Below are 11,982 nucleotides of genomic sequence, written 5' to 3'. Positions count from 1 at the left end.
AAAATTTAAAAGCACCTGCAACTCTTTACAACCCGCACCAATCACTAATTCAAGTTCAATATCTCCACCGTCAAAGCAAAATAAATAATACAGTATTAACGAATTCGGACGATTAGCTCAGTTGAGAGAGCACCTGCTACTCTTTACAACCCGCACCAATCACGGGTTCAAGTTCAGTATCGTCCAACACTTATTGATTTCACTCAATCAAGCAAATAGCAAAGCGTTTAACGCTGATCAGAAGCTATTGACCAAAATGCGACGTTACTATTATCTATTTGCCGTCGTTTTATCTAATCAATCTATCGTTCTCATAAATAACTAAGGAATATTTATGGCTTACACTAACGGTAAAACAAGTGAAAAATTTTTGCCTGGCATTGAGTAAATTTAGAAACAAAAAAAGCGGGCAATGCCCGCTTTTTAGAATTAAAACTGTTAGTTTAGTGACTAACCGTTGATGCGCTTTTGAGCCGCTGCCGTTAACTCAGGAGAAGTGATAGTGGTAAGGATGCCAGCAACTTTTGCTTTAGGTAACTTACCTAACATTAACGTGCCTGTTTTTATTGCATTGTTCTGACTTGCAAACGCAACTAGGTTTTGACCGTTACATTGCACACCATCAAAAATATTACGGATTTTCAATTTGTTCGACTTTAAGAAAGAGCGTAAACGAGATTTATCGTCAACAGAAACGTATTCACATAAGCTTTTAGCTACGTTTTGTGCTTGAACATTTGCAGAATAAGTTGTCGCAAGTAATGCAAATGAAATAGCTAATAAGATGTTTTTCATGGTGTGCCCTAATATCGGTAGAAATAAATTAATTGAAACGAACTATCGATACTAAATCGCGTTGGAAACCCCGCTGTCATAGGTATGTCCCTTAGACCGGTAGTTTTGCGTAATACTCTTTCAAGTATCTTGCCGTTTCTGCTGAGCGCGCATTATACAGAAACACTTCTGTTACACAAGGTTAAATTTTGTAATGGGTTCAAATTGTCTGGTTTAACCGCCAGGTTAAATAAATTTGTTCATTCTATATCTGGCGTAGCACAGGACATTAATAACCAACTCAGTTATAATATTTTCACTTTTCGTATCTAAAGATCTGCCATGACCACCGACACATTAACAATAGATATCTCCGTACAACCCATAGAATTATGTAAGCTATTAAAAATTGCCAATATGGTTGGTGGTGGTGGTGAAGCTAAAATCATCATTAGCGAAGGTTATGTATTGGTTAACGGTGAAGTCGAATATCAAAAGCGCAAAAAGATCTATCACAACGACATTATTGAGTTTAACGGTGAATGTATAAGGGCTAATGTGGTTGAAGAACTCGAGCAAGCCGTAGCAATTAATTATAACAAGCCGCCTACGGATACTAACGATAAAATAAAAAAAACGTCAAAAGCTAAGACTAAAACAAAATCGAAAACGGCGTCAAAACAAAAAAATGATATTGCTGTTCAGATTGAGCCAGCAAAAACAAAACGCAGGCCAATATCATTTTAACTACCACACTTATTTACTCGATAACTTGTTGATAACAGTGCTTCGCTCTCGACGAGTTTTAAAATTCGCGACAAGTGCTCCAAAAACAATCAACAGCATGGCAATTAACACTCGCTGATTAAATTGACTGTCGCTAAAAACAATTAACAGCAAGGTCGATAATAGTGGCGTAAGATAAGAGATTGTCGCAATAACTCTTGGGTCACCTTTTTTGACCGCCGCATCCCAACAGTAGAATGACAAGCCCATTGGCCCTATTCCCAGTAACAGCATTAAACTAAAGTCACGAGCTGTCATTATCGGTGTCGTTTCTAGCAATAAATGAGAAATGCCCGCTAAAAAACCTGAAAGTAAGCAAAACAATCCAACTGTTGCTGAGCCAAACTGAGCATATTTCTGTATCAATTTTTTTGATAACAGTGAATAACAGGCCCATGTTATTGCGGCCATCAAGGCCAAAACGTAACCAAGACTATCTTCAAAAGAAAATACTAAACCATTTGCTGCAACAATAAGTGCCGCGCCAGCCAAAGAAATAAACGTCCCGATAATTTGTCGTTTCGTTAAATTCACGCCTTTAAAAAATAACGGAGTAAATAACAAAATAAATAACGGCCAGAGATAATTGAGTAAGTTTGCTGCCACAGGTGGTGCAAGCCGTAAAGCCATAAATAAAAGAAAGTGATAGCCAAAAATGCCAGCAACGCCAACGAGCAACAATAAAGGGCTCAGTTGCCATTTTTTATATTGCGGCAGCGATAAACTACCACCAACAATCAAACAACAGGCCAATAATAAGAACGGCGGAATGTGAGCAAGTTCGGCAACCAATACCGCTAAGCTGCTCCAAAATATAACCGCAATTGTGGTTAGTGTTAAATAATGCATTTATATTAAACGGTAAGAATTTTTCATAATTTTTTCTGCCAAAATACCGCTTGGCCCATTTCGGGATCAAGTTCATAACTGCCAAAACCTACTTTTTTATAAGCATTTTTAGCAATGGCATTTCCTTCAAGTACTTCTAATGTCAATTTGCAGCAGCCTCTTTCAGTAGCAATGCTTTCAACATAATCAAATAGATGCCACGTTAGCCCTTGCCCTCTATAAGCCTTAAGAACAACAATGTCATGAAAATTAATTAACGGTTTGGCACTAAAAGTTGAAAAACCTTCAACACAATTAGCTAGTGCCGCAATATTACCATCAACGTAACAAAGCACACTAAAAACGTTGCTTTGTTGTTGCAATCGCGCGATTAAATTTTCCTTCACGAACTCGGTCAGCGGCTCTCCGCCACCCATGGGGTCAAGTGCGTAGGCAGATAAACATTGCATAACATCTTCTGCGTGCTGCTTATTATGATAATCAGCGGTAATTACAGATATCGCCATTGTAGTTTGTTCTCCTTGAGGTTAACGCTGCAAGATTAAAATATTTCAATCTTGCTTATCGTATGCTGTTTCGCCCATGATACCATTGAAAATTAAAACAATAACATTATTTTAGATTTGAATATTGAGGCTAATTATGGCGAAGTTCTACACAAAACAATTATCTAACATCGTCATAGCAAGCTGTTGCACTTTGCTCAGCCAAATCGCTATCGCAACTGGGCCAGTGCAAAGGCTTTTACCTAATGGCGTAACTAATAATGCCGTCGCACAAGTCAATGTTAACAACAATAATTATTTACTCTCGTTCTCCGGCCTAGCAAATAAAAAAAACTATCAAGATGTTCATAATTACACCTATGTTTACGACGTTAATGCCCAACGTTGGCAGCAAAAATCTGCCGTACCAATTAGCAAAGCTATTAATGGTTTAACTGGCCGCTTAGCCAGCGTTGCAACGGCGATTAATGATATTGCCTATGTTTTTGGCGGTTATACTGTCGCGCAAGATCACAGCGAAGTTTCAATACCCGATGTATATGCTTATCAGGTACTAACCGATAACTTTAAATCGTTAACAGCAATGCCCGTACCGGTTGATGACAGCATCGCGTTACCCTATAAAAATCGCTTTATTTACTTGATTAGTGGCTGGCATAACGACGGTAACGTAAATTTGGTTCAATTGTACGACACAAAAACAGATACTTGGCAGCAAGCCTCTCCCTTTCCAGGCAAAGCGGTTTTTGGTCATGCCGGTGGCATTGTTGATAACATGTTTTTAGTTTGCGATGGCGTGCGAATTGATGTCCACAAAACTAAGCGTCGCAGTTATAGCGCAGAGCAAGCTTGCTATCGCGGTGAAATAAATGAAAAAACACCCAGTAAAATATCTTGGTTTAAAGTTGAGCATCCAACGGGGAAATCGCGCTATCGCATGGCAGCAAAAGGTGTAGTAGATAGTCGTTCAGGAGAAAAAGAAATCATTTTTATTGGTGGCAGTCATAATCCCTATAACTACACTGGTATAGGTTACAATGGCAAGCCCTCAGCCCCTAGCAATGAAATTTGGCGATATAATATTGTTACTCGGCAATGGCGAATATCAAACAGTAACATTGCCACCATGGATCACCGAGGTTTGTTAGAGCTAGATGGCAGGTTATTAACCATTGGCGGTATGGCAGAAAATCAACAAGTGCTCAACAGTATAAATTACTATTAGCCACTCACTGGCTAATCACCAGCAAATTAAACAAGTTTTTCACAAATGGGCAATTTAAACCTTTTTTGCGTGATATTGCCCTGCTAGAATAGCGTTCATATTTATTACTCGCTTACTAATGGAATTTATTCTCAATGCGTACCAGCCAATACTTACTTTCAACATTGAAAGAAACCCCTGCTAGTGCTGAAGTTATCAGCCATCAATTAATGTTACGCGCAGGTTTAGTGCGTAATGTCGCATCAGGCTTGTATACATGGTTACCCACTGGCTTAAAAGTACTTCGTAAAGTTGAAAACATTGTTCGTGAAGAAATGGAGCGCGCAGGCTCTTTAGAAGTATTAATGCCGATGGTGCAACCTGCCGACCTATGGGAAGAGTCTGGTCGTTGGGAAGATTACGGCCCTGAACTGTTACGTTTAAATGACCGTCACAAGCGCTCATTTGTTTTAGGCCCAACTCACGAAGAAGTCATTACAAAGCTAGTTGCCAACGAAATTAGTAGTTATAAGCAATTACCACTGAATATGTTCCAAGTTCAAACAAAATTCCGTGATGAAATTCGTCCACGTTTTGGCGTAATGCGCGGTCGTGAATTCTTAATGAAAGACGCATACTCGTTCCATTTAGGACAAGAATGTTTAGCGAAAACCTATCAAGTCATGTTTGATGCTTATTGTCGCATCTTCGATCGTTTAGGATTAGATTACCGACCAGTAATTGCTGATACCGGCTCTATTGGCGGTGATGCCTCGCATGAGTTTCATGTTTTAGCGGAATCAGGCGAAGATGATATCGCTTTTAGTGACGTTAGTGACTTTGCAGCTAACGTTGAAAAAGCAGAAGCACTAGCACCAACAGGAACACGCCCTGAAGCAACTAAAGCTTTGACTGAAGTATCAACGCCGAATGTTCGCAACATTGAAGACGTTGCTGCATTCTTTAAAGTTGATGCGGCAAATACTGTTAAAACGTTATTGGTTATGGGTGTTGCAAGCGCAGATAATGAAGCACCAGTTGTCGCACTGGTTGTACGTGGTGACCATCAATTAAACGAAATTAAAGCTGAAAACTTAGTCCAAGTTGCTACGCCGTTAACTTTTGCTACTGATGAACAAATATTAGCAACGGTTAATTGTAATGCTGGTTCTATCGGCCCTGTCGGCTTAAACATTGAAGTGATAGTTGATCGTAGTGCAGCACACTTAGCAGACTTTATTTGTGGTGCAAACAAAAACGATGTGCACTTTAGCGGCGTAAACTGGGATCGTGACGCTACAAACTATAGCGTTGAAGATATCCGTAACGTGGTTGAAGGCGACCCTAGCCCATGCGGCGAAGGTAACATTGTCATTAAACGTGGTATTGAAGTCGGCCATATTTTCCAGTTAGGTGAAAAGTACGCACAAGCAATGAATTGTGGAGTATTAACCGAAGCCGGTAAAAACCAAATTTTAACTATGGGTTGTTATGGTATCGGCGTATCTCGTATTGTTGCTGCCGCTATTGAGCAAAATCATGATAAATATGGTATCAAGTGGCCAGCTGCTATCGCACCATATCAAGTCGCTGTCGTACCGATGAACATGGCAAAATCAGCACGTGTTAAAGAAACCGCTGAAGCGTTATATGAGCAGTTACAATCAGCTGGTATCGAAGTGATTTTTGACGACCGTAAAGAACGCCCGGGTGTAATGTTTGCAGATCACGAGCTAATTGGTACGCCACTATTACTAATTATTGGTGAGAGAAATTTAGACAACCAAGAAATTGAAGTGAAAAACCGTATTACCGGTGAGAAATCATTACTTGCTATTAACGAAGTTATGTCACTTTTTACTGACTAACGCTCGTAAATAGAAATATTAACTCATTATGCTTTAAACGGTTAGGTAAGAGATTACTTAACCGTTTTTATTTGCGGGTTCGCTTGAGAACGCGTGTTAAGTAAGTTTTTTAGAGAGAATAGATAGCTAGTTTCATGCTCTTCGCTAAAATCAAAAAATTCGTAGTCTGCCAATGTCTGCTTAATCAAATTCCGCTTAAACGGCAAATAATATGCCCCCTGGCTAGACTCAAAAATATCAACTACACGATGTTTTTTTCTAGGTATTATTAATTTACGTTCAATGTCATGTAGCATAACCAACGCGAATGCGCCAAGTGTGACATGTCCGCCATAAGAAACATCTATAGTTGTTAACGGCTCATCAATATCCCAATTAACACCACCAATAACGACTCGATAATTCAAATCGGCTTCTTTAACTGCTTGTTTCGCACCATAAGCCATGGCATCATTTGCCGCCCAAATTATATCAATATGCTTTCGCTGTAAAATACCTCTCACTTTCCGGTAGGCTTGTTGTTTAGACCAGTTAGCGACTGTGCTATCAACTGTTGTCACAATAGCATTTTTTCGCAAAAAACTCTCAAGGCCGGCTGCTCTGTGCATGGCCGCCGGTGTTTTATAATCTCCCTGTAGTGCTAATAAGTTGATCTGTTTTTTGATATTTCGTATCGGATCGTTCTTAAGATATAAGTTAAATAGATCATTCGCTAAATTTTCACCTGCCGCCTTATTGTTAGGTATAAGGCTACCGATTAACGTTGCTTTCTCAACGCTTGATAACGTTGCCATCTCTTGCGTGTTAAACGTATTTAACAACATAAAAATGGGAATATGATAGGGTGCTAAGGCTTTTACTAAATTCAGCCCTGTACCTTTCTCATTAACCAAAATAACGTAGTCTGGGGAATGAGTCACAACTTCATCTGCAAGCGATTTAGTTAGCACATGGTTTCGCTCACCATAAATAGTTATTAGTTCAATATTGAGATCATCTGCAGCTGATTGCATAAACAAACTCACATTCGCCCAAAAGCTCCCTGTGGTATTTTTATCAGAATGTCCAGGGTTGACGAAAATAACCTTCAAACTCTCGACAGAAGCAGCAGAAGCAGAACAATGCGAAAACAAATAGAAAAATAAAATAAAGAGGTATTTTTTACACATAAAACAACGAATGCCCACTTAAAGCAATTATTTCAGTATAGTTAAATCCTTCTAAACTAATATTACTGTTGTACATAAAGGAAATTATATTACTAGGTTAATATTAGAGTGTAAAAGTTAAATATAAATTTCACTCGCGATATTAACAATCACATAAATCCCAATAAATAACCCGATCAAATAATTGCGCAACATTCACCGACAAAGATTTAAAAGTGGTGATTTCCTTGGCATTAGGTTGAAAGCACTGCCAAATAAATTGATGACAATTATTGTCTAATAAATGATAGTCACGCTGTTGATATATTTGCTCAATAGCAAGTTCTGCAGCTTGTGCAGAAACTAACGGCTGCCCTAAAGAGTCACAGGCGATAAATATGCCTTTTCCTGAACGGTCATCAGTAAAACGACGTGGTGATACAGGTTTAACTAAACCATTACCGTCAAGCTCGATAATCGTATTTTCGCCAATCCAAATGCCGGTATGATCTAACACGCCGCCAATACCACAACAAACAATCGCGCCAACTTCAGGTGCTACTTTTTGCTCAGTTTCAAAGACATCGGTTGGGTAAGTCGCTATTGGGCTTTCATGGCTATCCAGATCTGACAAAGTTTGCACCCGAAAGCTACGCGTCCGCCTTTGTTGTTGCGCTTTTCTGTCATCTGCTAAACCTTTAACAGCTAACGCTGAGACGGCCGCAGCACCAATCCACAATAAAGGTAAAGGCATAAGAAACACTCCCAAATACGAATTAAAACATGACCAACAACGCGAACAAGCGAATAGTCGTTCGCTAGTACTAGCGCTTCATTGCTTAAGCTACATTTAACACAAACAAATATTACATAAAGCCCTAATTGCCATCTTTTTCAAATGCAGTACAGCGATAAACTGAAAGTTAAACAGCCTGCTAATAACAAGATGGTGCAAAAATGTCGAATTTACTATAAAAAATTTGCAAGTAACTGTTTCAAAGTTAAGAAATATTAGCAACAATGGTATAACGCTTTTTCAAGCCTAACATGCTTGAATTTATCAGAACGCCCTCTTAATTTTCAGTTTAACGACCGCGTTATTTAACTATTACCACTAAAAGACTGCTGCTATGAAAAATATTAATAAATCTGCCAAATTAAAAAATGTTTGTTATGAAATTCGAGGCCAAGTTGCAGCAGAGGCAAAACGATTAGAAGATGAAGGCCACAAAATTTTAAAATTAAATATTGGCAACCCAGCACCATTTGGCTTTGATGCCCCCGATGATATTTTAAAAGACGTTATCCATAACTTACCAACGGCACAAGGTTACTGTGAGTCTAAGGGCATTTACCCAGCTCGTGTAGCCGTTATGCAATATTTTCAGCAACAAGGTATTTTGGACGTTAGTGTCGATGATATTTTTATTGGCAATGGCGTAAGCGAACTTATTGTTATGGCCATGCAGGGTTTGTTAAATAATGAAGATGAAGTGTTGATACCTGCCCCAGACTATCCTCTGTGGACCGCAGCTGTCGCGCTTTCTGGCGGTAAGCCAGTACATTACGTCTGTGACGATGAAAACTTTTGGTTTCCAGACCTAAATGATATGGCAAGCAAAATTACCGATAAAACTAAAGCTATTGTACTTATCAACCCAAACAACCCCACAGGTGCAGTTTACAGTGAAGAAATTCTATTAGGCATTATTGACTTGGCTCGTCAGCATAATCTGATTATTTTTAGCGATGAGATTTATGATAAAATTCTTTATGATCAAGCCAAGCATCTGCCAACGGCAAAATTAGCAAATGATGTGCTTATTATTACCATGGGTGGCCTGTCCAAAAATTATCGTATCGCAGGATTTCGGGCCGGCTGGATGGTTATTACCGGTCCAAAACTTCATGCTGAAGATTATTTAGAAGGCCTAAACATTCTATCTTCAATGCGCTTATGCGCCAATGTCCCTTGCCAACACGCCATTCAAACCGCCCTAGGCGGTTATCAAAGTATTAATGAGTTAATTAAAGACGATGGGCGGTTATTAAAACAGCGCAACATGGCTTATGAAATGATCAATGCAATCGACGGTCTTTCCTGTCATCCAGCGATGGGGGCACTATACTTATTTGTAAAAGTTGATCAGAAAAAGTTTAATATTAAAGATGATGAAAAAATGGTTTTAGATTTACTAAAACAAGAAAAAATTCTTTTAGTGCATGGCAGAGCATTCAATATTAAACAAAAAAATTATTTTCGCTTAGTCTTTTTGCCTCATGTTGATGAATTAAAGCCGGCATTAGAAAGACTAGCCGGTTTCTTTGATAGTTATAGTCAATAGTCGTTGCAGCAATATTTCAGCGTACCAAAAGAGAAGTGAGTCATAATATGCAAAGTACATTTTTAGCTTGGATGTTTAGAATGCCGCTAATAAAACGCTGGGCATTGATGTTTTGCGTCAAACCTGAAAATGTTGCCGAGCATTCACATCAAGTTGCTATTGTGGCCCATTTATTAGCTGTTATTAAAAACAAAAAATTCAACGGCAACATCAACGCCGATAAAGTGGCGACCGTTGCGCTTTATCATGAGGCAAGTGAAACACGATTTGGCGATATTGTTAGCCCAACAAAATACGCTAATGCCGAAATTGCCAGAGAATTCAAAAAAATTGAATATTTAGCAGAAAAACAGTGCTTAGCTTCACTACCTGAGGAGTTTCAGGAAATCTTTGCCGATATTATCGTGCAAGATCATGTTGAAGAAGAATACAAAAAAATCGTCAAGGCGGCTGATATTCTCGTTGCCTATATTAAAGCTCTGGATGAGTTGAATCATCAAAATCATGAATTTGATCACGTTAAAGAACGTTTAGAACTAAAACTCGAACAGTTCAAACAAGAAATGCCTGAAGTTGAGTATTTTATGCAGATATTTTTGCAAGCGTGCTCGGCAACTGTCGACAAACTCACCGAAGAGCAGGCACAAAAATAATAATGTTAGGATAAAAAGTTAGTAAAAAACCTTAAAATCTGGCTTCGCTCGTAAGCTAAAACTGAACTCAAATTTAATTCGAACTTATAAGTTGCTCAAACATCCGCTTCACCTGCAAGTCTCCAAAACTATATAGTTGCTCTTGCTGGGAAAAGGCTCGAAATACTGTAGAAAACTCAGTGCTATTTAATTCATTCATAATCGCTACTAACCGCCGCTCCGGATAACCTAAACCCGACTCATCAGGTGCTCTTTGTCGCTGAGCTTCAATTGCAGGAAGTAAAAATGGTAATTGCATTGATAACTTTGCTGCTACCACCACCATCTCATTACAGTTATTTTGCTGATATAGCGGCCAAAGCTTTGCTAAGCCATTGACCTGCTCTGAGGTAAGTTGCTGGCGATTATCCAATGCGGTGCTCAGCGCTTGCTCACTCATATTAGCAAAGCTATATTCATTACCTTTATTTGGCCGTACTAGGTAAACATTAGTTACCTTGGCGTACCGCGCTAGCAGATAGATAACAAACCAAAAGTTAGTCTGACAAAACAAATCATCTTCAAACCAGCATATAACGTCACAAGTAGAGGCTATAGCCACTATTCTCTCTATTTCAGGCACCGTTTTTAGATAATAATCTTTCGCTTCAAAGCCGTCATATTGTGCGATAGAAGCCGCTCTATTTTGATAGAGTTCACTTAATGACTCTCCCTGCACATTGCCATCAATCAAGCACTCTCGAGCAACGATATAATCTTCTGTTAACACGTTTTGCAATTGATATTTTAATGAATCACCATTAAGGATATGGACTCTGCTCACAAATAATTACCTTTAAACTAACCAAAACATCAACCATTAGAAATAATTTAGCCAATACATGCAATAGCAATATTGGCTAAATAGGCTTAAATGCCGTCATAATTTTTAAGAGCCAAAGTCTCGTTTTAGTTATACCCTAGCACAAAACCAAATGACGCATCTTTACCGCATTCGGCAGTAGAGAGTTCCTTTAATGCACAATCAAGTGTATTACTCAAATCTTCATTGTTGCCTCGGTAGCTTGAATGATGATTTTCATTATTGTCTGCTAAGGTGTGTTTACTTTTATCATTGTTAATAGCGGCCATAATTTATTCCTCAATAATTGTTACTGTCTGCATATATTAGGGGCTATTGAGCTTTCGCGGTTAAATTTTGTTCGAGATAAAAGCGTTTTAATCGCGGCGAGTTGTGTGTAGCCTAGTCATTCTCGGCTTTATCTCCTAAGCCGCCCTACCTTCTGAGTCCATGCAACCGTAAGCAAATACGACTCACAGCTTTCGCGTCCTGCTCACGCTAAGTACCAACATCGTGCAGGCAACAAAGAGTAAAGCGCTTTTGGCCGAATCCTTCGGACAACGTTTGTTGGCCATTTTTACAGCGTTATCACCTTTTTATGTGGAATAACCACATGACAAAGCCTCTGCCTTGTATAAATAGCCAACAAAATGCTGCAAATACAATCTCGAAAGTTCAACAGTCCTTAATGCTCGCAAGTTAATAAAGCATATCTAACGCCAATACATAAAAATATGATAATTAATTGATTTAAAAGTATTAAAATATTTATTACCTTAGCAGATAACAATAAATCAAAACTAAAACTGCATTTTGCAACGCAATTTAAAAGTCATAGTTCTAATTATGCAACAGTAATAAAAATACTGCAGATTACGCAAAGTGCGCCTATTGTTTGCTCACTTCAAGCCAGCGAAAGTGCGCTAAAAACAGAGAATATTTAGCCGGTATTACGAGTCGAATAACATGGCACTTGGTTAGCAGAGCAAAATCGTTAACAATAGCAAT

Annotated in this window: 12 protein-coding genes and 1 riboswitch; of the genes, 5 read left to right on the top strand and 7 right to left on the bottom strand. The window is 38.7% G+C overall.

Going from position 1 to position 11,982, the window contains the following annotated elements; genetic code table 11:
* Positions 1-450: 450 nt before the first annotated feature.
* Positions 451-795, bottom strand: coding sequence for a DUF3718 domain-containing protein (locus tag AC27JP_RS13610; RefSeq protein ID WP_487115966.1), 345 nt, complete (start codon positions 793-795; stop codon positions 451-453).
* Between the two features lie 60 nt (positions 796-855).
* Positions 856-939: riboswitch (cyclic di-GMP riboswitch) on the bottom strand.
* Between the two features lie 177 nt (positions 940-1,116).
* On the opposite strand from AC27JP_RS13610, the gene AC27JP_RS13605 reads away from it, so the two are divergent.
* The gene (locus AC27JP_RS13605) at positions 1,117-1,521 is read left to right on the top strand and encodes an RNA-binding S4 domain-containing protein (protein WP_487115964.1); all 405 of its coding nucleotides are present in this window, start codon (positions 1,117-1,119) and stop codon (positions 1,519-1,521) included.
* Positions 1,522-1,530: 9 nt separating this feature from the next.
* Here AC27JP_RS13605 and AC27JP_RS13600 read toward each other — a convergent pair whose 3' ends face one another.
* Both AC27JP_RS13600 and AC27JP_RS13595 read right to left on the bottom strand, forming a co-directional pair.
* Positions 1,531-2,409, bottom strand: a complete 879-nt coding sequence (locus AC27JP_RS13600) for a DMT family transporter (RefSeq protein ID WP_487115962.1) — start codon at positions 2,407-2,409, stop codon at positions 1,531-1,533.
* 23 nt (positions 2,410-2,432) lie between these two features.
* Complete coding sequence (locus AC27JP_RS13595; RefSeq protein WP_487115960.1) at positions 2,433-2,915, bottom strand: GNAT family N-acetyltransferase; 483 nt, start codon at positions 2,913-2,915, stop codon at positions 2,433-2,435.
* A 136-nt stretch (positions 2,916-3,051) separates the two neighbouring features.
* Here AC27JP_RS13595 and AC27JP_RS13590 point away from each other — a divergent pair, with 136 nt between their 5' ends.
* Both AC27JP_RS13590 and AC27JP_RS13585 read left to right on the top strand, forming a co-directional pair.
* The gene (locus AC27JP_RS13590; RefSeq protein WP_487115958.1) at positions 3,052-4,140 is read left to right on the top strand and encodes a Kelch repeat-containing protein; all 1,089 of its coding nucleotides are present in this window, start codon (positions 3,052-3,054) and stop codon (positions 4,138-4,140) included.
* Positions 4,141-4,274: 134 nt separating this feature from the next.
* Entirely contained in the window at positions 4,275-5,987 is a 1,713-nt protein-coding gene (locus AC27JP_RS13585; protein WP_487115956.1) for a proline--tRNA ligase, read from the top strand.
* A 53-nt stretch (positions 5,988-6,040) separates the two neighbouring features.
* Here the strand turns inward: AC27JP_RS13585 and AC27JP_RS13580 are convergent, their stop codons facing one another.
* Both AC27JP_RS13580 and AC27JP_RS13575 read right to left on the bottom strand, forming a co-directional pair.
* Positions 6,041-7,156 (bottom strand): ABC transporter substrate-binding protein, encoded by a 1,116-nt coding sequence (locus AC27JP_RS13580; RefSeq protein WP_487115954.1) that lies wholly within the window; start codon positions 7,154-7,156, stop codon positions 6,041-6,043.
* Positions 7,157-7,298: 142 nt separating this feature from the next.
* Positions 7,299-7,889, bottom strand: coding sequence for a hypothetical protein (locus tag AC27JP_RS13575; RefSeq protein ID WP_487115952.1), 591 nt, complete (start codon positions 7,887-7,889; stop codon positions 7,299-7,301).
* Between the two features lie 376 nt (positions 7,890-8,265).
* Here AC27JP_RS13575 and AC27JP_RS13570 point away from each other — a divergent pair, with 376 nt between their 5' ends.
* Together AC27JP_RS13570 and yfbR are read left to right on the top strand one after the other, a co-directional pair.
* The gene (locus AC27JP_RS13570) at positions 8,266-9,480 is read left to right on the top strand and encodes a pyridoxal phosphate-dependent aminotransferase (protein WP_487115950.1); all 1,215 of its coding nucleotides are present in this window, start codon (positions 8,266-8,268) and stop codon (positions 9,478-9,480) included.
* A 47-nt stretch (positions 9,481-9,527) separates the two neighbouring features.
* The gene (gene yfbR / locus AC27JP_RS13565) at positions 9,528-10,133 is read left to right on the top strand and encodes a 5'-deoxynucleotidase (protein ID WP_487115948.1); all 606 of its coding nucleotides are present in this window, start codon (positions 9,528-9,530) and stop codon (positions 10,131-10,133) included.
* 73 nt (positions 10,134-10,206) lie between these two features.
* On the opposite strand, the gene AC27JP_RS13560 is transcribed toward yfbR, so the two are convergent.
* Together AC27JP_RS13560 and AC27JP_RS13555 are read right to left on the bottom strand one after the other, a co-directional pair.
* Positions 10,207-10,956 (bottom strand): hypothetical protein, encoded by a 750-nt coding sequence (locus tag AC27JP_RS13560; protein WP_487115946.1) that lies wholly within the window; start codon positions 10,954-10,956, stop codon positions 10,207-10,209.
* 125 nt (positions 10,957-11,081) lie between these two features.
* A complete protein-coding gene (locus tag AC27JP_RS13555) occupies positions 11,082-11,264 on the bottom strand; it encodes a hypothetical protein (protein WP_487115944.1) in 183 nt (60 codons plus the stop codon).
* Positions 11,265-11,982 lie beyond the last annotated feature (718 nt).

This window comes from Colwellia sp. SU-HH01172, assembly GCF_057553355.1.
The sequence above is the reverse complement of the archived record's forward strand: the minus strand, read 5'-3'. Positions and strand labels throughout refer to the sequence as shown.

What these genes read in the sequence shown, in the direction of transcription:
- AC27JP_RS13610 (WP_487115966.1), bottom strand. Translation starts at nt 795, where the DNA reads ATGAAAAACATCTTATTAGCTATTTCATTTGCATTACTTGCGACAACT.
- AC27JP_RS13605 (WP_487115964.1), top strand. Translation starts at nt 1,117, where the DNA reads ATGACCACCGACACATTAACAATAGATATCTCCGTACAACCCATAGAA.
- AC27JP_RS13600 (WP_487115962.1), bottom strand. Translation starts at nt 2,409, where the DNA reads ATGCATTATTTAACACTAACCACAATTGCGGTTATATTTTGGAGCAGC.
- AC27JP_RS13595 (WP_487115960.1), bottom strand. Translation starts at nt 2,915, where the DNA reads ATGGCGATATCTGTAATTACCGCTGATTATCATAATAAGCAGCACGCA.
- AC27JP_RS13590 (WP_487115958.1), top strand. Translation starts at nt 3,052, where the DNA reads ATGGCGAAGTTCTACACAAAACAATTATCTAACATCGTCATAGCAAGC.
- AC27JP_RS13585 (WP_487115956.1), top strand. Translation starts at nt 4,275, where the DNA reads ATGCGTACCAGCCAATACTTACTTTCAACATTGAAAGAAACCCCTGCT.
- AC27JP_RS13580 (WP_487115954.1), bottom strand. Translation starts at nt 7,156, where the DNA reads ATGTGTAAAAAATACCTCTTTATTTTATTTTTCTATTTGTTTTCGCAT.
- AC27JP_RS13575 (WP_487115952.1), bottom strand. Translation starts at nt 7,889, where the DNA reads ATGCCTTTACCTTTATTGTGGATTGGTGCTGCGGCCGTCTCAGCGTTA.
- AC27JP_RS13570 (WP_487115950.1), top strand. Translation starts at nt 8,266, where the DNA reads ATGAAAAATATTAATAAATCTGCCAAATTAAAAAATGTTTGTTATGAA.
- yfbR (WP_487115948.1), top strand. Translation starts at nt 9,528, where the DNA reads ATGCAAAGTACATTTTTAGCTTGGATGTTTAGAATGCCGCTAATAAAA.
- AC27JP_RS13555 (WP_487115944.1), bottom strand. Translation starts at nt 11,264, where the DNA reads ATGGCCGCTATTAACAATGATAAAAGTAAACACACCTTAGCAGACAAT.